Raw genomic sequence first — 21,447 nt, 5'->3', positions numbered from 1 at the left:
ATACACATGAAACTACTATTGCTGTCATTCTTAGTTTTCTTTACTGTTTCATTACAGGCACAGGAAGTAAATATCATTCCAAAACCAAAAATGCTTGAGTTAAAAAAAGGCAGTTTCACCATTACACCTGCAACAGTAATTGTGCTGGCTGATGATGGGGAAAACGCAACAGCTTCTTTTTTTAATCAGCATCTGCAATCATTTTATGGGTTCAAGTTAAAGACAGTCAAATCTTCAGCAAAGAATTTCATCCGTTTCTCTACAAAGAAATTCATTGTACCCGGAACAGAAGGAAAATATGATCTAACTGTTAATTCAAAAGGAGTTACTGTTTCAGGTGATACTTATTCCGGTACATTTAACGGAATGCAATCGCTGATACAATTACTTTCAGTTGATGAAAAATCAATCAGCAGTAAGCAATTTAAAATCCCTGCATTATCAATACAGGATGAACCCCGTTTCCAATACCGTGGCATGCACCTCGATGTGGGCCGTCATTTCTTTCCTGCTTCGTATGTAAAACGATACATTGATTTTCTTGCCTATCATAAACTGAATGTTTTTCACTGGCATTTAACGGAAGATCAGGGATGGAGAATTGAAATTAAAAAATACCCGTTACTCACTTCCGTTGGAAGTAAACGTAACGGAACAATCATTGGCCGCTATCCAGGAAAAGGAAGTAACAACAAGCCTTTGCAGGGTTTTTATACACAGGAAGAAATTAAAGATGTTGTACAATATGCAAAGGAACGTTTCATTGAAGTAATTCCGGAAATTGAAATGCCCGGTCACAGCAGTGCAGCCATAGCAGCTTATCCATGGTTGAGTTGTTTTCCTAACAGACCAACCAATATTCCTTCTTTTATGGTTTCATTAAAAAGTGTGGAAGAACAGCAGAAAGGCCGTGTAAAATTAGTACAGGAAACATGGGGTGTATTTGATGATGTGTTCTGTGCAGGAAAAGATTCAACCTTCAAGTTTTTAGAAAATGTGTTAGATGAAGTGATCGAGTTATTTCCATCGAAATATGTTCATATTGGTGGGGATGAATGCCCCAAAACACATTGGAAACAATGTCCATCCTGCCAGAAAAGAATGAAAGACCTGAAGCTGAAAGATGAACATGAACTGCAGAGTTATTTTGTGCAGCGAATGGAAAAATATCTCAACAGCAAAGGCAAAATATTAATTGGCTGGGATGAAATTTTGGAAGGTGGTTTGGCTCCCAATGCACAGGTGATGAGCTGGCGTGGTGAAGCCGGTGGTATTGCTGCAGCTAAAGAACATCATTATGTGATGATGACACCCGGCAGCCATGTTTACTTTGATCACAGGCAGACATACAATGAAGATTCTGTTACCATTGGAGGATATACCCCCATTCAAAAAGTGTACAGTTATGAGCCGGTACCAAAAGAGTTAACAGCTGATGAAGCAAAATTTGTAAGAGGCGCACAGGCAAACCTGTGGACGGAATATATTCCCAACACAAAGAAAATTGAATACATGCTCCTGCCAAGAATTTCTGCCCTGAGTGAAGTATTATGGAGCAGTAAGGAAAACAGAAACTGGACTGATTTTGAAAAACGTTTACTGGTTCAGTTTAAGCGCTACGACCTGTTAAAAGTTAATTACAGTAAAGCTTATTTTGACCCGAAGTCAACTGAGGAGCCAAAGAAATAATAACGCTCAGTAGATATAATTAGATATAAAGCCTCATCGCTCTGATGGGGTTTTATATTTTAAGAGGGGCCGATTCCATGCCTTATAGCTATTTGCATAAATATGACATATATAATAATCGAAATAAACCAAGCTAAGAGTAACCCTAGCAATATACGGTATATCTTTTTTCTATTACTGTATCGCCAGACTATAGAAATAGCTATCATATGTGTAAGTAAAATGCTGATCCAAAAAAATCTATCAATTACATTATAAAATGGGTCCATGCGATACTCCTTTAAATATCAGATAACAATTCAAAATCACTTCAACACCTCTTCCAGCTTTTTCTCCAATGCCTCCCCTCTCAAGTTTCTTGCAATAATTACACCGTTGGGATCAAGCAATAAATTAAACGGAATACCCTGAATGCCATATACACGGGCAGCTGCATTTTCCCAGCCTTTGATATCTCCCACCTGTGTCCATGTATAATGATCGTCATTGATTGCTTTCAGCCATTTTTCTTTATTCTGATCAAGTGTCACACCGAGTATTTCAAAGTTTTTATTCCTGTACTTTTCATAAGCCTTTACAAGATTTGGGCTTTCTTTGCGGCAGGGTGCACACCAGCTGGCCCAGAAATCAACCAGCACATATTTTCCTTTAAATGAAGAGAGTGAAATATTATTTCCGTTAGTATCAGGCTGTGTAAAATCAATGGCCTGTTTGCCAACCATTGTTTTCCGTCCCAGTTCAATCAGTTCATTGAGCTCTTTTCCTTTTTCACTGTTTTGAAGTGATGGAGAAAGTAAAGCAAACATAGGTTCACCTTTCGCAGCATCAGGATTTGAACCAATAGCCTGCTGAATTAAATATAATGAAACGAATGAGGAAGGATTCATCTTTACAAACTGCAGTTGCTCCTTATAATACAGATCTGCCATGCCTGTATATAATTCAAATACATCTTTTGCCAGTTCTTCTTTCTTTGCTTTGAAGTAGTTGTCATACACTTCACCGAACTTACTTTCTAAACGGCTGAGGGATTGTATCTGGTGCTGATAGTTATTATAATCATTTACAATAGCAGAACCTTTTACAACTGCATCCCATAGCAATGTTTTTGTTGTAACTGTAATTACGCCGCTATCAACAAAAAGTGAAAGAGTATTCTGTTCGTACTCAAGCCGGCTGAACTCTTTACCGGGCTTTGGATCAGCCTCCTGCAAACTGAGTGTGGCAATACCGGGGCTGCTCAGTGTTCCGTTAATTGTGAACTTTCCATTGATCACTTTTACTTCTTCACCATTACCGCCATTATCCCAGCTGAGCAGTGCATTATATTTTTTTGTTGTTGCAGGAACAGAACCTTTGAGCACAAATTTCAACACCTAATACTGTAAAGTTTTTATTGCTGAATTTCTGATATGCTGCCACCACATTTGGATTTTCCATCCGGCAGGGACCACACCAGCTTGCCCAGAAATCAACCAGTACATATTTACCACGGAATGATTTCAATGAAACATTGTTACCTGATGTATCGGCCTGTATAAAATCAATTGCCTGTGAACCGACTGATCCAATCTTATTCTCCTGTACAATACTGTTCACCATGCGGCCGTAATAACTTCTCTGAGATTGTTCAGTAAGTTTTGCAAAACGTTGATCTAAAATATCAGGTTGCTGAAAGAAGTTATACAAAATATACAATAGCAAAGGAGTTACGGCTGATTGATTATTGGCTGCAATAAACTCATCTGCTTTCAAATTTAATTCTTCAATCACTATTCTTGCTACAGCATATAACGAATCCTGTTTTGGCTGCATTGCCGGGTTCGACAGTTGTTTACCCAATGCATCTAATCTTGAAAAGTATGGATCGAATGTGCGTTTAAATTCAGCAAACTCATCATTTGATTTAGAGCCTTTCACTGTAGCATAAGGCAATGAATCGATTCTTCCGTTTACAGTTATATCAGAAGCATCCATAAAGATGCCGAGATTCTGTTCGCTGCCTTCAACGGCCAGCACATGCATGGCTGTTTCAGTTAAGTTTCCTTTTAGTTCAAATTGTCCGTTTTTGATCACGGATTCAGCCAGCGTTTCACTTTGCTGATTATCAAACCGAAGGATAACCTTTGCATTTTCTTTTGCTCCTTTAATAGTTCCTTTAATGGAAAATATTTGCTGAGCCTGGATGGTTACAGCAGAACTTACAAGCAATAAAACAACGAACAGATTTTTCATATTTTATTTTGAATGTCTTTGTTTGAGTACGTAAATCACATCCTGCAAAGAAACATTTTTCGCTCTTAACAAAACCATAAAGTGAAACAGCAGGTCGGCCGCTTCACCCAGGAATAATTCTTCATTATTGTCCTTTGCTTCAATAATTACTTCTGTTGCTTCCTCTCCCACTTTTTGTGCTATCTTATTGATTCCCTTATCAAATAAACTCTTCACATAACTTTTCCCATCAGTGCTTTTGCGGCGCAGTTCAATGATCTCTTCTAAATACGATAAAAAGTCGTCACTGTGATTTTTCTCGCTCCAGCAGGTATCAGCACCGGTATGACAAACCGGCCCGGCAGGCTCGGCTTTAATCAGTACAGTATCCTGGTCGCAATCCAGTAATACCTGTTTTACTGTTAAAAAATTTCCACTCTCTTCACCCTTGGTCCACAAGCGTTGTTTACTTCTGCTGTAAAAAGTAACCTTACCGGTTTCTTCTGTTTTTACATATGATTCCTCATTCATAAAACCCAGCATAAGCACTTTGCCTGTCTTATAATCCTGGATGATGGCTGGCACCAATCCGTCCTGATACTTTTTAAAATCCGGTTTCACGTTGTTTCTTTTTATTGAGTGACCACCAGTGCTTTGTTCATCTGCATTGGCGTCGTCCCGCTTTGGCGGGATACAAAATTAATACTATTCAGCCCCTATCTCCACCTCTTTCCCCAAAGGAGAAAGAGCGGTGCTTCATCACATTACTAAAGTTCATTTCTTCCACTTCATCATTCAGCTTCTTACTCATCAAAAATCTCTTTGAAAAGTTGGCCTGTGCCTTGATGGCTTCACCCTTTGGGGGAAGTCGGATGGGGGCTACATTCTCACCGCAATTCCCCTCTCTTTCAAATACGCTTTCAGATCAGCAATTTCAATTTCTTTAAAATGAAATATACTGGCGGCCAGTGCAGCATCAGCATAAGCCTGTTCAAATACATCTGAAAAATGCTCAACAGTTCCTGCACCACCACTTGCGATAACAGGCACAGGTAATTCAGTTGCCAGTTTCTTTGTAATATCCAATGCAAAACCCTTCTTGGTTCCATCGTTATTCATACTGGTGAGTAATATTTCACCTGCACCCAGTTCAACAGCCTGCTTCGCCCAATCAAAACATTTGATTTCTGTTTTGGTTCTTCCTCCACTCAGGTATACATACCATTCACCATCTTCTTCTTTCTTGGTATCAATCGCCAATACACAACATTGACTTCCTGCTGCCCTTGCAATATCACTGATCAGTTGCGGATTTTTAAATGCAGCTGTATTCACACTCACTTTATCTGCACCTGAACTAAGCAATACACTCATATCTTCTACTGTACTAACTCCGCCACCAACGGTGAATGGAATATTCACATGCCTAGCAATACGTTTTACCAATTCACTCAATGTTTTTCTTTTTTCAACAGTAGCTGTAATATCCAAAAACACCAGTTCATCAGCACCCTGCTGTGCATACAAAGCACCCAGCTCAACCGGATCACCGGCATCACGCAGATCAACAAAGTTGGTGCCCTTTACGGTTCTGCCATCTTTAATATCTAAACAGGGAATAATTCTTTTTGTGAGCATAATCAATAAAAAAGGCTTCAACTTATTGAAGCCTGTCTATAAGCAAAGATAAAGATTATGGTCTTGGTAAAATCGATTGCAATACCCTTCCTGCACAAATGAGTTTGGAAGTCCAGTAATTATCGTTTAAATCGCTAATCATAACTCCTCCCGATGAGGATGCATGAACAAACTTATTATTCTGCAGATAAACGCCTACATGCGACACTCCCCCGATGGTGTTAAAGAAAAGCAGGTCTCCTTCTTTAAGTGCAGTCATCGGCACCCATTTTGACAAATCAAACTGCTCCCTGGCAGTTCTGGGTAATTGCAAGGCAAATACTCCCAGCATAATGGTTTGTACAAAGGCAGAACAGTCAATCCCTCTTTGTGTAGTTCCTCCCAGCCTGTAACGTGTTCCCAGCCATTGATCAATCGTATTGTACAGGCTTACATTCTGTAATGTTTCAACCGGTACATCTAATTTAATGGCATATTTAAACTGGGTAAATGTATACAGCTCAAGTGAAGAACTGTATTTAGCTGTATTTTTTGTTTGAAAAGAAATACTGTTATTATTTCCTGTTCCTGCATTCTTTGTAACTGCCGGAGTAACATCAGACTTTATTTCAATTCCGTCAATAAATTCAGGTTGTTTGGGCTGCGCAGAAGCCGTTGCTGCTTTTGGCTGAAAGGTACCTTTTACAGTACTGCAGCTGGCAAGCAGAACTATAACAGAAGAATAAATAAGCAAATGCTTCATTGATTTGAATTTTTTGCTGTTGGCAAATGTACGGTCAACGGGCCTTTTAAACAAGAAACAGGCCAAATTGGCGAACCCTGAAAGGCCTATTACTGCTGGCCTTCTGCCATATTTTCACCGGTACTCTCATTAAACGCCAAGAATTGTGGATTATTTCTTTCTTGATCTTCAGCTCAGATCAACGAAATTTGATGCCCTACTATGTGCAAATTTTCCCACTTACACGTTCATACACAGTATTCTTTATTGGATGGAGCAGCCTCAATCGGCGCTTTATATAAGAAAGCAATCAGCGATGAAATGCCCGCATTGGCCATTACCGATCATGGTAATATGTTTGGTGCCTTTCAGTTTGTGGCTGAGGCTTATAAAAACAAGAATGCAGATGGCAGCTTAAAAGTAAAGCCCATTGTCGGCTGTGAATTTTATTTAGCCGAAAACAGGCATATAAAAACCTTCAGCAAAGAACAACGGGATAAACGTTATCACCAGGTGCTTCTTGCTAAAAATGAACTGGGCTATAAAAATTTAGTGAAGCTTACTTCACTTGGTTTTATTGAAGGCATGTACAGCAAGTATCCACGTATTGATAAAGAACTCATTCATAAATATCATGAAGGATTAATTGCCACTACCTGCTGCCTTGGTGCCATGGTTCCGCAAATGATCTTAACCAAGGGCGAAGAAGACGCCGAGAATGAATTCAAATGGTGGCTGAATATTTTTCAGAAAGATTATTACGTGGAAATACAGCGGCATGGCATGGCCGATCAGGATAAAGTAAATGCCGTTCTGCTGAAGTTTGCCAAAAAGTATGATGTAAAAGTGATTGCCAGCAATGATTCACATTATGTGGATCAGACAGATTTTAATGCCCATGATATTTTACTTTGTATCAATACAGGTGAGAAACAATCAACTCCCGCCTTCCGTGAATTTTCTGATGATGATGTAAGTGTAAAGAATAAACGTTTTGCATTCCCCAACGATCAGTTTTATTTTAAAACAACCGGGGAAATGAAAAAACTGTTTGATGATATTCCCGATGCGATTGATAACACCAATGAAATTGTTGATAAGGTTGAAGTGTTGAATCTCAAAAAAGATATCCTTCTTCCTGCCTTCCCCATTCCCAAAGAATTTCAGATCCATGAAGATGCCAATCTCAACCAATGGGAGTTTTTAAAACATTTGACTTATATCGGTGCAAAGGACCGTTATCATGAGATTGGTGAAGAAATTCGTGAACGCATCGACTTTGAACTGTTCACTATTAAAACCATGGGATTTGCCGGTTACTTCTTAATTGTAAGCGACTTTATTAAAGCAGGACGTAACATGGGCGTGTTTGTCGGACCGGGTCGTGGTTCTGCAGCAGGAAGTGTGGTGGCTTATTGTATCGGCATCACTAATATTGATCCCATCAAATACAATTTGCTGTTCGAACGTTTTCTCAATCCTGATCGTAAGAGCATGCCCGATATAGATACGGACTTTGATGATGAGGGCCGTCAGAAAGTAATTGATTATGTAGTTGATAAATATGGAAAGGCACAGGTGGCACAGATTATCACTTACGGTACCATGGCTGCTAAATCAAGTATTGCCGATGTGGCCCGTGTAATGGATCTGCCATTGGCTGAAAGCCGTGCTCTGTCGAAGTTAGTTCCGGAACGTCCAGGTGTTTCATTGAAACGTGTACTCCATGCTCCATTCACCGGTGAAAAAGTTTAGCAGAGAAAGAAGCTTTTGGACCTGATGAACTGGAACTGGTGAAAAAAATCCGCCAGATTTATAATGGCGATGATTTACCTGCAAGAATTTTACATGAAGCAGAAATATTAGAAGGCTCTGTACGTAACACCGGTATCCATGCTGCGGGTATCATCATTGCACCAAGAGATTTAACTGATCTGATTCCTGTTTGTACATCCAAAGAATCTGAACTCTGGTTAACACAGATTGAAGGGAGTGTAATTGAAGAAGCAGGTGTAATCAAGATGGACTTTCTTGGTTTGAAAACGCTGAGCATTTTAAAAAATGCATTACAGCTCATCAAACAAAATCATGGAGTTGTTATTGACATTGATAATATTCCATTGGATGATGCAAAAACATTTGAACTCTATCAGCACGGATCGACCATTGGAACATTCCAGTTTGAAAGTGTGGGTATGCAAAAATATTTGCGTGAATTAAAGGCCGATCAGATTGGTGATCTTATTGCCATGAATGCATTGTATCGTCCGGGGCCTATTGCATACATCCCCAACTTTATCGACCGAAAACATGGCAAGGAAGCTATCTCTTACGATTTACCAGAGATGGAAGAATACCTGAAAGAGACTTATGGTATTACTGTTTACCAGGAACAGGTAATGCTGCTGGCACAAAAGATTGGCGGCTTCAGTAAAGGTGATGCGGATGTATTGCGCAAGGCAATGGGTAAAAACAAAAGTCGGTGCTTGATAAAATGAAAGCACAGTTTGTTGCAGGTGCAACAGCGAAAGGACACCCTGCTGATAAGTTAGAAAAGATCTGGACTGATTGGGAAGCCTTTGCACAATATGCTTTCAACAAATCACACTCTACCTGTTATGCATTTGTTGCTTATCAAACGGCTTACTTAAAAGCTCATTACCCCGGCGAATACATGAGTGCTGTGTTGAACAACGCAGGTGCAATTGAAAAGATCACCTTCTTTATGGAAGAGTGTAAACGCATGGGCATTAAAGTACTCGGACCGGACATCAATGAATCACAAAATGGTTTTGCAGTAAACAAAGCCGGTGAAATCCGTTTTGGTTTGGGTGGATTGAAAGGTGTGGGTGAAGCAGCCATTGAAAGCATCATTGAAGAACGGAATAAAAAAGGACCGTATAAAGATATTTTTGATTTTATAAAACGTGTTAATCAGCGAACCGTTAATAAAAAATCATTAGAGAGTTTAGTGTATGGCGTCGGGTTTGATTGCTTTAAAGAATATCACCGTGCACAGTACTTTCATGTTATGGCTGGTGACACAGTGAATACACTGGAACGTATCATCAACTTTGGCAACCGCTTTCAGGCAAATGTGCAGAGCAATACAAATACATTGTTTGGTGAATCAATGATGATACATATTCCAACACCAAAAATTCAGAACTGTGAAGAATGGACATTGACGGAGAAACTGGATCATGAAAAAGAGATCACCGGTATTTTCATCAGCGGACATCCGTTAGATCATTTTCGTTTTGAAATGAAACATTACAAGATTACTCCGCTGGCTGAATTCAATGAATTTAAAGAAGCCATTCTACTGCATGCAAATCCTTTTCAGCAGTTCCGTTTGGCAGGATTGGTAACCGCTCACAACCAGCGTGTAACCAAAACAGGAAAACAGTTTGGCATCTGCATGATTGAAGATTATGGTGGCAATACAGAGTTTGCATTGTTTGGTGAAGATTATGTAAAATTCAAAGATCACTTTACTCCAGGTTCTGTTGTATTTATAACCGGAACGTTTAAAACAAGATGGAACAAAGCCGATGATTTTGAATTCAAGATCAACAGTGTTTTACTCTTAGAAACAGTCAAACGCACCATGACCAAACAGGTTGTAGTTGATATTGAACCAAGATTCCTCACAGAAGAAATGGTTTCATTTGTAGAACGGAATGTTAAAAAGAATCCGGGGAAAAGCAATCTTAAATTCAACCTCTATGAGCCAAAAGAAAACTGGAAAATTGGCATGTACACGGTTGAAAAAGGCTTTGAGATGAATGATGAAATGGCTGAATTCCTGCTCGACAGGCCTGAACTGGGGGTAAATGTGATGACAGCATAAGATTAGCCGGGAACTGAAGAAAATGCAGGTTTGTCCTGTCTCAATGTCAAAACTGTCGCCCTGCTTACATTTCAGAAGATGTAAACAGTTGTGGATAATGACAAATCATCATGTGGTGCGATTGGACTTAAATTTGCCATTCTCTAATAAATTAAAACAAAAGGAATTTAATATGGCACTACAATTCACCGATTCAAATTTTCAGACTGAAGTTATCAGTTCAGATAAATTAAGCGTTATCGATTTCTGGGCAGAATGGTGCGGCCCCTGCCGTGCAATCGGACCCGTTATTGAAGAGTTATCAAAAGAATATGATGGCAAGGTTAAAGTGGGTAAAGTAAATGTGGATGAAAATCCGCAGATCAGTATGAACTATGGCATCACTTCTATTCCTGCAATCCTTTTCGTGAAAGGCGGAAAAGTGGTTGATAAACTGGTAGGTGCCCAGCCAAAAGGCAACTTTGTAAAGAAGATCGAACAGCATATGTAAGATCATTCAAGCTTACAGTAAGCGGCTGTCTCATACAGAGGCAGCCGCTTTGTTTTAAAACATATCTGCCATTTCATCTCATTGATCATAGGCCGCTGCTAATTGCGTTGTACACTTCCTTGCCTACTAAAGTTCGTGGCATTATTGACTAAGATTTGATTTTCCTGTTACTTATACCCGCAAACACACACTTGGCTGATTGCTGTCATTGCTATAATTAAAACAATTGCTCAACTTGTTTCCCGTTAATACAATAAAGATGAAACACCTTTTACTTCTTGCCTGGCTTGTCATTATCATCACATCTTTAGGTAGTGGGTGTAAAAAAAATAAGCTCTCCGAACTTGACAAACTGCCACCTGCCACGCAAACAGGAGCTAAAACCTTTGGCTGCCTTGTAAATGGTAAGGCATGGATTCCTTCTAAAGAAGATTGGTTTTCTACAAGTGCTCTGCGTTTTTATTATTATAACGATAATGGAGGGCAATTTGCCATTAATGCTGAATATCAAAATCAATCTCAGAACATGAATGAAGATATTGTAATGGGGTGTGATTCAATACTATCAAAAAATACTTATAACCTGGAACACAATAGTACAAATGTTGGCCGTGTACTATTTAGGAATACAAAGATATTTACTACATGCCGATCTATGTCGTCCATGGATAATGATACAGAAACCAATGGGGTTATTAAAATAACAAGATTAGATCTGGCAAATGGAATAGTATGTGGAACATTTGAATTCACCATAAAGAAAACCGGTTGCGAAACCATTCAAATAACTCATGGCCGTTTCGATGCCAAATTATAAACCAAATTAAAATAGCGTAATATGAAACATCTCTTCAAGATGTCAGTAATAGCTTTATTACTAACAGGCAAAGTTTTTGCCTAAGCGATCCGGTACGTGCAGAACTGGATCATGTTTCCCAGCACATTGATAAAAGCCAGGTACCCGGTGGTTACTCCGGCTTTCAGGCATAACCTTTTTACCCCTTTATAAACCCCATTCAGCATTGAAACCGGGTTTTAATTACCCAATCATTTATACACAATCATTCAACATTGCATTAAACTATTGTTATTATTAATCATCTATTATTAATTTCATTACTTATACACTTAAAACCCATTCATGAGTACAACAACCGCTGCAACAACCATTGTTACAGGTCACTTTGGTTTTGCTGAAATTCATCAGCTGTCCGGATCTGATCATCAACTGTTACGATCCACACAAACCTACCAGCCAAACGATGTTATCTGCAGCTTCGGTTCAAGTGTTATTCACGATCATCCTTCCAAATACACAGTACAGGTTTCAGAAGTGAAACATATCATTCTTCATCCTGAATTTCTGCAATACATTAATCACAGCTGCAACCCCAATGCCTTCTTCAATACAACAACTATGGAGCTTGTTGCATTGCAAACCATTGAACCTGGAACAGAGTTTACCTTCTTTTATCCATCAACAGAATGGTTCATGGCTGAACCGTTTCATTGTTTATGTGGTGAAGCCAGTTGTATTGGTACCATCAAAGGTGCAAAAGAATTACCTGCTGATACATTAACGAAGTACAGGTTAACTGATTTTATTCAGTCAAAAATCAATCAATTAAAAGATTAATCTTTTACATTTACAGTATGCTTTCGAACCCGTTACTTTCTCTTCCTGCTACAGAGCATCCTTTGTTTATATGGGTACTGGCACCGCATCTCCAAACCAACGATGCCAATCTTGATTACTACTACGATTTTACACAAAGCATTGATGAATACACAAGGGTGTTTGAAGAATTAAAGCTCGACTGGAAATGGCAGCCGGTAACACAACTCAACTTTAAAGAAATCATTGACGATATAGCAACCACCACTTCTTTTCAAACTCCATTGGTATTGAATTTATGTGATGGCGATGAGGTAAACGGAACTCCCGGTGTATCCGTTATTCATTATCTCAAAGAAAAAAGATTACTCTTCACCGGTGCTGATGCTGCTTTTTATGACAACACTACTTCCAAGATTGTGATGAAGGAGTTGTTTGATAAAGCAGGGATTGCCCATGCAGGATGGGTTCCCATTCATCATGCCAAACAAAAGCTCAGCGGTATTTGTGAACGTGTTGGCACACCCATGATTGTAAAGCCCGCTGTTAGCGGCGGCAGTATGGGATTGGGTGTAAAGAACGTAGTTCATACAGATGAAGAATTAAAAACACTGGTGAAAGAATTATTTGATGGTTACCGTGGCTGGGATTTTTCTTTCGGCGGATTGGTAGCAGAACAGTTTATTAACGGACCGGAATACACCGTCTTTATTTCAGGATCGCATCATTCACCAAGAAGCAGGAAAGTATATGTTCCTGTTGAACGCATTTTTCATAAAGACTTACCCGATACTGAAAAGTTTTTATCCTTCGACCGTTTATGGGAAACCTATGAAAAAGAAAAATCCATGGGTGAAGAAGAAGATTTTTATCAATACCATCTGCCTCCTATCAGCTTACAGAAAAAGATCATGGACCTGAGCTGGAAAGCTTATTGTGCTGTTGGCGGAACGGGTTACGGAAGAGTGGACATCCGCATGGATAAAGCAACCGGTCGCATGTATGTACTGGAAGTAAATGCGCAATGCGGATTAAGTGAAGATGAAAATTATACATCCATTGGTGCCATTGTGCGGTTGAGCAACCAGAGTTATGCAAGCCTTATCTTACATATTTTACAGGATGCAATGCAGCGTCATAAACAAAAACAAAAAAAGGCAGTGGTGGTAAGATAACTGCAACCGTATTATGAAGATTTGTGTTTTACAACCCGATTACTCCACTTCCGCTGTTGATTATCAATACTACGATCCTCCACGCAACTTATCGCATTTGCTTCCCGGTATTCAGTTTGATCATGTATCGCTGAATAAACTCACTACCTATAAACAATTACTGGAGCTGAGTAAAAAGGATACGACTGTTTTGTGAATTTATGCGAAGGCTATCTTGAATGGGAAGTTCCTTCCATTGATGTGATCTATACACTTGAATTATTAAACCTTCCTTTTACCGGACCAAACACATTGCTATACGATCCGCCAAAAGAATTAATGAAATATGTTGCTTATACAGAAGGTGTGGCAACAGCCAATTATGCTTTGATTGAAACGGTTGATCAGTTAGAGAATCAGGTAAAGCATCTCTCCTATCCATTATTTGTAAAACCTGCAAAAGCCGGCGACAGTTTAGGGATTGATGAACATTCAGTTTGTAACAATCTTGATGAGTTAAAACAAAAAGCAGCAACTGTTCTTTCTTCTTATCCTCAGCTATTAGTGGAAGAATATATTGCAGGCCGTGAGTTTACAGTACTGGTTGCAGCCAATGCAAAAGATGAAAAGAAATGTTCCGTGTTTCAACCCATTGAATTTATTTTTCCTGAAGGCCGGACTTTTAAAACTTATGCACTCAAAACATCTGAACTGCATCCTGAGAGTAATATTCCTGTTACCGATCCTACCATCAAACAGCAATTAACAGAAGCTGCCCAGCGAATTTTCAGAAGCTTTGGCGGCGTTGGTTATGCAAGAATGGATTTCAGAATGAATGATGCCGGTAAGATTTTTTTTCTTGAAGTAAACTTTACCTGTTCTGTTTTTTATACCGATGGGTACGAAGGCAGCGCCGATTATATTATTAAAGCCGATGGCATTGGCCAGGCTGGTTTTTTACAGCATATCATTGAAGAAGGAATTGCCCGCCACAAACGCAGGCAGAAGAAGTATATCATGAAGGGCAACTCTATTGCCGGCTTTGGCATTTATGCAACCCAATCAATCCATGTTGGTGAAGTCATCTTTAAAGGTGAAGAACGTCCGCAGCGCATCGTTACCAAACGCTTTGTTGATGAAAACTGGCTGCCCGAAGAGAAGCTTTTGTTCAAACATTATGCAGTTCCCTGAGCAGCGAAGTATATGTTTTGTGGGATAATAATCCCTCCGAATGGGCTCCCCAGAACCATTCCTGCAGTCCAAACACTGCCTATTTTGGCCTTAATCTGCTGGCAATAAAGCCAATTTTACCAGGCGATGAACTCACAATGGACTATGCAAATCTGCTTGATGAAGCGGCTGAAACCTTTGACTGCCAGTGTGGTGCGCCCGATTGCCGCAAAATAGTTTCAGGCAATAAAGGGAATTCTGTTACACTGCGGGAACAAAACTTCAGGAAGAGTTAACCTTAACCCCAACCTCCAACGGCTTATCTTTGCAGAACCCTTACTAATCCATTCTGCCGGAAAAAGAAATTACTTCTTTCACTAAACTCCGGCGATTCTGCACAGTCTATTTTGAAGATTTTAAAAAGCAAAGGAGTTTTTATGCCTGGGAAATGGGTTATCCAAACGATTGTTCAAAAGCACAAGTATAAGCTGTTGCTCACCTACAGTTTGTTTGCAGTTGAAATGCTGGGCCTTTTGATGCGTCCTTACTTTTTGGGTGAAGCCGTTAATGGATTGATCAAAGGATCTTATAATGGTTTAATTTACCTCGTTGCCGCACATTTAGTATGCGTTGTTACGGGTACTATCCGTCCCCGCTACGATTCAAGAACTTATTCTGATATCTATACTTCCTTAGTAGTGAAGATGGTGAGCCGCAATAAAAACAAAGAGCTTTCCAAACTCAGCGCCCACTCTACTTTATCAAGAGAATTTATTGACTTCCTCGAATTTGATCTCAACTATGTAATAGAAGCCGCTTACAATATTGTTGGTTCACTCATTTTACTGTTCTTTTATGATGCACAGGTTGTGCTTCTTTGTATGTTAATGCTGATACCCGTAACAGTCACCAGTTATATTTATGGTAAACGGATGCGTAAGCTGAATAAACTGCGTAACGATGAACTTGAACAGCAAATTGATGTACTGGCGACAAGAAATACGATCCGTATCAACGATCATTATAATAAACTTCGTAAATGGCAGATCCGCATCAGCGACCAGGAAGCATGGAATTTTGGTGTGATGGAGTTACTGGTGATGGTGATCATTACTGCATCGCTGATTATCTCTTCAAACATAAATGGAAAAACAATTCAGGCCGGAGACTTGATTGGTATCTATACCTATATTCTCAAGTTCGTAAGTGGATTAGATACTGTTCCGTATATGATTCAGCGATTGGCTTCTTTAAAAGATATTCTGCACAGGGTTGAACTGCAATCGGAAGATGAAAAAGAATTTGAACCGGAACCTGTTTTATCTTCAGTAGCGTAGCCGTATTATTGATTATTATTTTTCTCTTTCAATTCAGGCAATAAAGTCATTATCAGTAATACAATAGAAGCGCCAAAATAAATATACAGCCAGATCTGTCTGTCTGGGCATTCGCCGTTGCGGCAGGTAGATAGTAATAGAAGATTCCTCAATGCCCATGCAAAATTGATTGCCCCTACAAATGGATTCATCCTCTTCGCCCAAAGTTTAGGAATCAGAAAGAAAGCAATATTGATCACGAGGAAAATGATGTTCATCAACACAGGTTTGCCAAATTTGGTAATGGTATCAGATCCAAACCCGGAAACCGTTGTTTGAATTGATGGAATATAAATCCAGGGGAATGTTGCTGCAATGACCATTACAATGCCCGCCAGTATGCCAATATAATTGGAGTAACGCATAAACAATTGTTTAAACAGAAAAGCGCCAGTTGTGTTCTGACGCCTTTCATTTCGGAGGTCCCGAGCGGATTCGAACCGCTGTAGAAGCTTTTGCAGAGCTTTGCCTAGCCACTCGGCCACAGGACCACTTTGTGAGTTCTGCCTATCCGCCAACCGGCGGACATCAGGACCAATTTGTGAGGGGCAAATGTAGTATATTCGGGTAAATTCACCCAAAGAACTATGCAAAGAATTGCAGAAAGCGAACTCATTATTAATAATCGGGGAGCAATATATCATTTAAACGTCCGTCCGGAAGAATTAGCCACTACTGTTATCACTGTTGGAGATCCTGATCGTGTAAAAGAAGTCTCGAAACACTTTGACAGTATTGAGTACAAAAATCAGCACCGGGAGTTTATAACTCATACCGGCTTTATTGGCAAAAAAAGAATTTCTGTTGTGTCAACAGGCATTGGCCCCGACAATATTGATATTGTGATGAATGAACTGGATGCACTGGTGAACATTGATTTTGATTCAAGAACCATCAAACCAACTCTTACTTCTCTCCAGGTTATTCGTCTTGGTACATCAGGTGGTTTGCAGGCAGATATTCCGGTTGATGGATTTGTAGTTTCAACACATGGACTTGGTGTTGATAACCTGCTTCATTTTTATAGACATACAAATAATGATGAAGAAAAACAATTGATCCAGGCTTTTGTAACACATACACAGGTACAGGACAATTTATCGCATCCATACATTGCAGGAGCAGGTTCACAATTGCTGAAACATTTTGTAGAAGGATATTATCATGGTATTACTGTTACAAGTCCGGGCTTTTATGGCCCCCAGGGAAGAGTACTTCGTTTAGGTCTTTCAAATCCTTCCTTTGTTGACAGGCTTACACAGTTTCAATTTGGTCAGCATAGAATTACTAATTTTGAAATGGAAACATCAGCCATTTACGGTTTGGGTAAATTAATGGGGCATCAATGCCTGTCTGTCAGCGCTATTGTTGCCAACCGTGTAAAGAAAGAATTCAGCAAAGATGGCGGTGCAGCCGTTGAATCTTTAATTAAAAAATCGCTCGGAATTATTTCGACAATATGAGAATTGACTTCTATAAATATCAGGGAACCGGTAACGACTTCATTATCCTCGATAATCGACTTGGTAATTTTACGCAGTTAACCAGCGTAGAAATAGCCTTTTTATGCGACAGGAGATTCGGCATTGGAGCCGATGGCTTAATGTTATTACAGCTAAAAGAAGGTTATGATTTTGAGATGGTTTATTACAATGCAGATGGTGCTGAAGGAAGCATGTGCGGCAACGGCGGAAGATGCCTGGTGGCCTTTGCCAAACAAATGAATGTTATTGACAAAACGGCCAGATTCCTTGCTACAGACGGATTTCACGAAGCTGTGCTGAAAGAAAACGGCTGGGTTGAATTGAAAATGAAGGATGTAGATGAAATTGAAAAAGCAACTGATCATTCAGTCCTCAACACAGGTTCACCACATTATATTAAGTGGGATAATGATGTAGAAAAAACGGATGTTTTTACCGAAGGAAGACGCATCCGCAATTCCACCCCCTTTCGTACAAATGGGATCAATGTTAATTTTGTTCAGGTTCATTCCACACATCTGAGTGTACGCACATATGAACGTGGAGTTGAAGCAGAAACTTTTTCCTGTGGCACAGGTGTAACAGCCGCCGCAATAGCAGCAAGTGATGATATAATTGGAACACAGGAGAAAAAAATAGTGACACCGGGAGGTGAATTGAAAGTGAAATTTAAAAAGAAATCGGATACAAGCTTTGAAGATATCTGGCTTTGCGGACCTGCAAAGTTTGTTTTTTCCGGTTCAGTTGAGTTATAACCCTGTATAATTTTAATTCAAACCCTAACCAACACCCAATGATTGCAAAACGCTATCATTTAAATAAGTTTCAGATTTTGAACCACGCTGAAAATACCATTGAGGATATTGTAAAACAATGCCGTCAACTGGAAGTGCCTTATTTTTTCTATAAATCCGAACAATGGTCTGTTGCTGAAAACCTCGAACATCTTTCCCTGAGTATGGAAAGGAGTTGGTTTGGATTGTTTTTGCCGAAATTCCTTTTAAAATGGAAATTTGGCAAGCCAAAACATACATCTTTAACCTACGAAGAACTGGTTGAAGTTTATTACAAAAAAATAGATGAAGGATTTGAAACAGAAAAGCGGTTTGTACCGGCTATTAAACAGGAAAAAGACGCTAAGGAAAAATTAATTACCCGCTTTGAACATACAGCAAAGAAATACCTTGACCAGGTACGTTATTACTGGGAAGATGAAAATATTGATAACTATCAGATCCCTCACCCTGTACTCGGAATGATCACAATCAGAGAGCTGCTTTATTTCAACTTATTCCACAATACACATCATTACAAAACCATGCGTAGCAGGAAAAATGAAGCGCAGGAATTTTCAGTCGCAGAATAAGGTTCAGCTCGTTACCTTTGCGCCGCTATGCTGCAATATTTTAAAAATGAACACGGCCACACCCTTGCAATTGAAAAACCTGAAGCAGGTTCATGGGTTAACATTGTTCCGCCGTTAAAACAGGAAGAATTTTCTGAAGTTGCAGAAGCGCTGGACATCCCCCTCGATTTTCTTTCAGATTCACTGGATATTGATGAACGTTCCCGCTTTGAAGAGGAAGATAATGTAAGGCTGATTGTCATTAAAACACCCACAGAAAATAATTCGTTCAACGACAGTGATGCATTTTACATCACCATTCCCATCTGTATCATTTTAACGCATAACCAGATTGTAACCGTTAACTCCTTTGATAACGGAGCAATTAAAAAATTCCTGAACACATTTCAAAACCGTCATCCGGATAAAAAGAACCTGATGGTGCTGAAGATTTTTGAAAAAGTGGTACAGGCCTATATGGAATTTGTGAAAGAAATCAATCATAAAAGAAACCTGCTGGAACAGAAACTTTATGATGCCAACCGGAATGAAGAGCTGCTCGATCTGATGCGGATCCAGAAAAGCCTGGTTTATTTTGTTACAGCATTACGCAGTAATGAATTATTGTTGATGAAATTACAGCGTACACATTTTCTTGCCCTCAATGATGATGAAGATGAAATTTTACAGGATTTGATTGTAGATACCAGCCAGGCACTTGAAATGGCGAACACTTACACCAATATCCTCAGCTCATCACTCGATGCTTTTGCCAGTGTGATCAGTATTAACCAGAGCCAGGTAATGAAGAGGTTGACTTATATTACCATTATGCTGCAGTTGCCAACATTGGTGGCCAGCATCTATGGAATGAATGTTCCCATACCCGGCCAAACTTCCAGCTTTGCATTTTATTTCCCCATTTTATTATCCGTAATCATGTCCGTTATCATTGGCATTTATTTCATGCGTAAAAGAAAATTCTGAGCCCCTAACCCCTGAAGGGGAATAAAAAAATGAATCATTAAACAGTACTAATAGCATATGTTTAATATAAGAGTTTACGGAATCGTCATCACAGATAATAAGCAGGTATTGGTTAGTGATGAATTTATCCGTGGTGCATATATCACCAAATTTCCTGGCGGCGGCTTAGAATTGGGCGAAGGAACAAGAGATTGCCTGAAACGGGAAATGAAAGAAGAAATGAATCTGGAAGTTGAAATCAGTGATCATATTTATACAACCGATTATTTCCAGATGAGTGCATTTAATCCGGCGCACCAGATCATCTCCATTTACTATTTTGTAAAACCATTAGCCCCATTTACGGTAAGCTTCAAACAAAAGCTCTTTGATTTTGAGCCGCATCAAATTGCTGATCCAATGGGTGAATCGGAAGTGTTCCGCTTAATTGACTGGGCTGATTTTAGTGAAGAGGCTGTTACTCTTCCAATTGACAAAGTGGTTGCAAGAATATTGAAAGAAAAGCATTAACTCACTCATCCTGCATTGCAGCCGTTTTCATTTCAGCAGCTCTTTCATGACCAAGATATTTCTCGATCCGGTTGTGTACAAGATAAATAACAGGTGTGAGTATGATTGCTACAATAAACTTGTAGATATAATTTACAATTCCCACTGCAATAAATAAATTGAAAGGCCACACAAAATCATTGCCCTTGCTGTTGACTCTTGTACCAATATAAAAAGCAATGAACAGCACCACAAAACTGTCAATGAACTGGGAAATTAATGTTGAGCCTGTTGCCCGTAACCAGATACTCTTCTCACCAGTTGCCTTTTGATTTTATGAAAAACAAATACATCCACCAGCTGACCAAGTATAAAAGCTGTTAAGGAACCAATGATGATAAAACCTCCCTGCCCTAATACACTGTTATACGCTTTCTCCATATCAGGAACACCGCTACCCTGTTTGCTGGTAATAAAAAATCAGCAGGTACAAGCTTCATTGCCAGGATGAAAATGAGAAAAGCAAAAGCAATTAACCCGGCTGTTAAATAAGAAAGAAACTTCACCCCTTTCATACCGTAGTATTCATTGATGATGTCTGTCATGATAAAAACAACCGGCCATAATAGCACACCGGCAGTAAGATTCACCGACAATACGTTCCCGAACAGTTTAATATCCATCGGCGATAAGCCAAGTGTTTTCTCCAGCGAAAAAATCTTCACCCCGATGATCTCTGCAATCAGTGCATTGGCAATAAAGAAACCGCCGAGGATGATAAACAGTCTTGTTGATTTGTCTTTGATGATTTGATGAATCATAAGAAATAGTAAAGGAGTTGAAAGATAAATACTGCCGAATTAAATAAAATCATCCAGTTTACCTTTAGCTGCTCTTCCTTTTTAAGCAGCAGAATTAATAACCAGCCTGCCACTAAAAAGTTCATCAGAATACTTAAAAACCAACCCCCTATCACAATCATTGAAATCAATGCCTGGGATGTAATAAGTGGTTGAAACCGCAGGAATAGATAAACAAAGAAGAGCAGATTGAGAATAAAAGCCACCCGGCAGAAAAACAAAAATCTTTTCATCTGTTAAAAATGCTGTCAATCCCCCAAAATACCATTATTTTGCCTCACTGAAACTGAAAATTTTTGCACATGAAATGCCCATGAACAGAAATTCATTACCAGGATAAATAGTTCACGGGCATACTATGT

General features: G+C 39.3%; 21 protein-coding genes, 1 tRNA gene and 2 pseudogenes. 15 read left to right on the top strand and 9 right to left on the bottom strand.

The genetic code is table 11. The features are described from left to right. Positions 1 to 6 precede the first annotated feature (6 nt). Positions 7 to 1,689 carry a beta-N-acetylhexosaminidase gene (locus IPK31_15385; GenBank protein ID MBK8089203.1) on the top strand — a complete coding sequence of 561 codons (1,683 nt, stop codon included), beginning with the start codon at positions 7 to 9 and terminating at the stop codon, positions 1,687 to 1,689. A gap of 305 nt (positions 1,690 to 1,994) precedes the next feature. On the opposite strand, the gene IPK31_15380 is transcribed toward IPK31_15385, so the two are convergent. The 5 genes from IPK31_15380 to IPK31_15360 form a co-directional block, all read right to left on the bottom strand. Further along, positions 1,995 to 3,062, bottom strand: a complete 1,068-nt coding sequence (locus IPK31_15380; protein MBK8089202.1) for an AhpC/TSA family protein — start codon at positions 3,060 to 3,062, stop codon at positions 1,995 to 1,997. Continuing rightward, positions 3,013 to 3,666, bottom strand: coding sequence for a TlpA family protein disulfide reductase (locus IPK31_15375; protein ID MBK8089201.1), 654 nt, complete (start codon positions 3,664 to 3,666; stop codon positions 3,013 to 3,015). The genes IPK31_15380 and IPK31_15375 overlap by 50 nt, the downstream gene beginning before the upstream one ends. Before the next feature lie 261 nt (positions 3,667 to 3,927). Further along, positions 3,928 to 4,524 (bottom strand): bifunctional phosphoribosyl-AMP cyclohydrolase/phosphoribosyl-ATP diphosphatase HisIE, encoded by a 597-nt coding sequence (locus IPK31_15370; protein MBK8089200.1) that lies wholly within the window; start codon positions 4,522 to 4,524, stop codon positions 3,928 to 3,930. Positions 4,525 to 4,782: 258 nt separating this feature from the next. Further along, positions 4,783 to 5,541, bottom strand: a complete 759-nt coding sequence (hisF, locus tag IPK31_15365) for an imidazole glycerol phosphate synthase subunit HisF (GenBank protein ID MBK8089199.1) — start codon at positions 5,539 to 5,541, stop codon at positions 4,783 to 4,785. 55 nt (positions 5,542 to 5,596) lie between these two features. After that, positions 5,597 to 6,283, bottom strand: a complete 687-nt coding sequence (locus tag IPK31_15360) for a C40 family peptidase (protein ID MBK8089198.1) — start codon at positions 6,281 to 6,283, stop codon at positions 5,597 to 5,599. Positions 6,284 to 6,484: 201 nt separating this feature from the next. On the opposite strand from IPK31_15360, the pseudogene dnaE reads away from it, so the two are divergent. The 9 genes and pseudogenes from dnaE (at position 6,485) to IPK31_15315 (ending at position 15,881) form a co-directional block, all read left to right on the top strand. Then, positions 6,485 to 10,115: pseudogene (gene dnaE, locus IPK31_15355) on the top strand (DNA polymerase III subunit alpha). Positions 10,116 to 10,212: 97 nt separating this feature from the next. Further along, on the top strand, positions 10,213 to 10,605 hold the full coding sequence (gene trxA, locus IPK31_15350; protein MBK8089197.1) for a thioredoxin: 393 nt from the start codon (positions 10,213 to 10,215) through the stop codon (positions 10,603 to 10,605). A gap of 259 nt (positions 10,606 to 10,864) precedes the next feature. Continuing rightward, the gene (locus tag IPK31_15345) at positions 10,865 to 11,422 is read left to right on the top strand and encodes a hypothetical protein (GenBank protein ID MBK8089196.1); all 558 of its coding nucleotides are present in this window, start codon (positions 10,865 to 10,867) and stop codon (positions 11,420 to 11,422) included. A 324-nt stretch (positions 11,423 to 11,746) separates the two neighbouring features. After that, a complete protein-coding gene (locus tag IPK31_15340; GenBank protein MBK8089195.1) occupies positions 11,747 to 12,241 on the top strand; it encodes an SET domain-containing protein-lysine N-methyltransferase in 495 nt (164 codons plus the stop codon). Between the two features lie 17 nt (positions 12,242 to 12,258). Continuing rightward, positions 12,259 to 13,395, top strand: coding sequence for a hypothetical protein (locus IPK31_15335; GenBank protein ID MBK8089194.1), 1,137 nt, complete (start codon positions 12,259 to 12,261; stop codon positions 13,393 to 13,395). Positions 13,396 to 13,408: 13 nt separating this feature from the next. Further along, positions 13,409 to 13,591 (top strand): hypothetical protein, encoded by a 183-nt coding sequence (locus tag IPK31_15330; GenBank protein ID MBK8089193.1) that lies wholly within the window; start codon positions 13,409 to 13,411, stop codon positions 13,589 to 13,591. Then, positions 13,588 to 14,565, top strand: a complete 978-nt coding sequence (locus IPK31_15325; protein MBK8089192.1) for an ATP-grasp domain-containing protein — start codon at positions 13,588 to 13,590, stop codon at positions 14,563 to 14,565. The genes IPK31_15330 and IPK31_15325 overlap by 4 nt, the downstream gene beginning before the upstream one ends. A 17-nt stretch (positions 14,566 to 14,582) precedes the next feature. After that, positions 14,583 to 14,840, top strand: coding sequence for an SET domain-containing protein-lysine N-methyltransferase (locus IPK31_15320; GenBank protein MBK8089191.1), 258 nt, complete (start codon positions 14,583 to 14,585; stop codon positions 14,838 to 14,840). 111 nt (positions 14,841 to 14,951) lie between these two features. Then, positions 14,952 to 15,881 carry a hypothetical protein gene (locus IPK31_15315; GenBank protein ID MBK8089190.1) on the top strand — a complete coding sequence of 310 codons (930 nt, stop codon included), beginning with the start codon at positions 14,952 to 14,954 and terminating at the stop codon, positions 15,879 to 15,881. Positions 15,882 to 15,886: 5 nt separating this feature from the next. Here IPK31_15315 and IPK31_15310 read toward each other — a convergent pair whose 3' ends face one another. Beyond that, positions 15,887 to 16,285 (bottom strand): hypothetical protein, encoded by a 399-nt coding sequence (locus IPK31_15310; protein MBK8089189.1) that lies wholly within the window; start codon positions 16,283 to 16,285, stop codon positions 15,887 to 15,889. 55 nt (positions 16,286 to 16,340) lie between these two features. Beyond that, positions 16,341 to 16,411, bottom strand: a tRNA-Cys gene (locus IPK31_15305). A 96-nt stretch (positions 16,412 to 16,507) separates the two neighbouring features. On the opposite strand from IPK31_15305, the gene IPK31_15300 reads away from it, so the two are divergent. Genes IPK31_15300 through IPK31_15280 form a run of 5 tightly spaced genes read left to right on the top strand, consistent with a single transcriptional unit; the run spans position 16,508 to position 20,246 of the window. Next, a complete protein-coding gene (locus IPK31_15300; GenBank protein ID MBK8089188.1) occupies positions 16,508 to 17,383 on the top strand; it encodes a nucleoside phosphorylase in 876 nt (291 codons plus the stop codon). Next, the gene (locus IPK31_15295; GenBank protein ID MBK8089187.1) at positions 17,380 to 18,159 is read left to right on the top strand and encodes a diaminopimelate epimerase; all 780 of its coding nucleotides are present in this window, start codon (positions 17,380 to 17,382) and stop codon (positions 18,157 to 18,159) included. The genes IPK31_15300 and IPK31_15295 overlap by 4 nt, the downstream gene beginning before the upstream one ends. A gap of 38 nt (positions 18,160 to 18,197) precedes the next feature. Then, on the top strand, positions 18,198 to 18,770 hold the full coding sequence (locus tag IPK31_15290; protein ID MBK8089186.1) for a DinB family protein: 573 nt from the start codon (positions 18,198 to 18,200) through the stop codon (positions 18,768 to 18,770). Between the two features lie 27 nt (positions 18,771 to 18,797). Further along, positions 18,798 to 19,736 (top strand): magnesium transporter CorA family protein, encoded by a 939-nt coding sequence (locus IPK31_15285; GenBank protein ID MBK8089185.1) that lies wholly within the window; start codon positions 18,798 to 18,800, stop codon positions 19,734 to 19,736. A gap of 57 nt (positions 19,737 to 19,793) precedes the next feature. Continuing rightward, complete coding sequence (locus IPK31_15280) at positions 19,794 to 20,246, top strand: NUDIX domain-containing protein (protein ID MBK8089184.1); 453 nt, start codon at positions 19,794 to 19,796, stop codon at positions 20,244 to 20,246. A gap of 1 nt (position 20,247) precedes the next feature. On the opposite strand, the pseudogene IPK31_15275 reads toward IPK31_15280, so the two are convergent. Together IPK31_15275 and IPK31_15270 are read right to left on the bottom strand one after the other, a co-directional pair. Then, positions 20,248 to 21,046: pseudogene (locus IPK31_15275) on the bottom strand (queuosine precursor transporter). Between the two features lie 81 nt (positions 21,047 to 21,127). Further along, complete coding sequence (locus tag IPK31_15270; GenBank protein MBK8089183.1) at positions 21,128 to 21,337, bottom strand: hypothetical protein; 210 nt, start codon at positions 21,335 to 21,337, stop codon at positions 21,128 to 21,130. Between the last annotated feature and the right edge of the window lie 110 nt (positions 21,338 to 21,447).

Source organism: Chitinophagaceae bacterium (genome assembly GCA_016713085.1).
GTDB lineage: Bacteria > Bacteroidota > Bacteroidia > Chitinophagales > Chitinophagaceae > Lacibacter.
This window is presented reverse-complemented; position numbering and strand designations above follow the sequence as displayed.

Excerpts from the sequence above, each read along its gene's own strand:
- IPK31_15385 (MBK8089203.1), top strand. The coding sequence starts at position 7 with ATGAAACTACTATTGCTGTCATTCTTAGTTTTCTTTACTGTTTCATTA.
- IPK31_15375 (MBK8089201.1), bottom strand. The coding sequence starts at position 3,666 with ATGGATGCTTCTGATATAACTGTAAACGGAAGAATCGATTCATTGCCT.
- hisF (MBK8089199.1), bottom strand. The coding sequence starts at position 5,541 with ATGCTCACAAAAAGAATTATTCCCTGTTTAGATATTAAAGATGGCAGA.
- IPK31_15360 (MBK8089198.1), bottom strand. The coding sequence starts at position 6,283 with ATGAAGCATTTGCTTATTTATTCTTCTGTTATAGTTCTGCTTGCCAGC.
- trxA (MBK8089197.1), top strand. The coding sequence starts at position 10,213 with ATGACAAATCATCATGTGGTGCGATTGGACTTAAATTTGCCATTCTCT.
- IPK31_15345 (MBK8089196.1), top strand. The coding sequence starts at position 10,865 with ATGAAACACCTTTTACTTCTTGCCTGGCTTGTCATTATCATCACATCT.
- IPK31_15340 (MBK8089195.1), top strand. The coding sequence starts at position 11,747 with ATGAGTACAACAACCGCTGCAACAACCATTGTTACAGGTCACTTTGGT.
- IPK31_15335 (MBK8089194.1), top strand. The coding sequence starts at position 12,259 with ATGCTTTCGAACCCGTTACTTTCTCTTCCTGCTACAGAGCATCCTTTG.
- IPK31_15330 (MBK8089193.1), top strand. The coding sequence starts at position 13,409 with ATGAAGATTTGTGTTTTACAACCCGATTACTCCACTTCCGCTGTTGAT.
- IPK31_15310 (MBK8089189.1), bottom strand. The coding sequence starts at position 16,285 with ATGCGTTACTCCAATTATATTGGCATACTGGCGGGCATTGTAATGGTC.
- IPK31_15300 (MBK8089188.1), top strand. The coding sequence starts at position 16,508 with ATGCAAAGAATTGCAGAAAGCGAACTCATTATTAATAATCGGGGAGCA.
- IPK31_15295 (MBK8089187.1), top strand. The coding sequence starts at position 17,380 with ATGAGAATTGACTTCTATAAATATCAGGGAACCGGTAACGACTTCATT.
- IPK31_15290 (MBK8089186.1), top strand. The coding sequence starts at position 18,198 with ATGATTGCAAAACGCTATCATTTAAATAAGTTTCAGATTTTGAACCAC.
- IPK31_15285 (MBK8089185.1), top strand. The coding sequence starts at position 18,798 with ATGCTGCAATATTTTAAAAATGAACACGGCCACACCCTTGCAATTGAA.
- IPK31_15280 (MBK8089184.1), top strand. The coding sequence starts at position 19,794 with ATGTTTAATATAAGAGTTTACGGAATCGTCATCACAGATAATAAGCAG.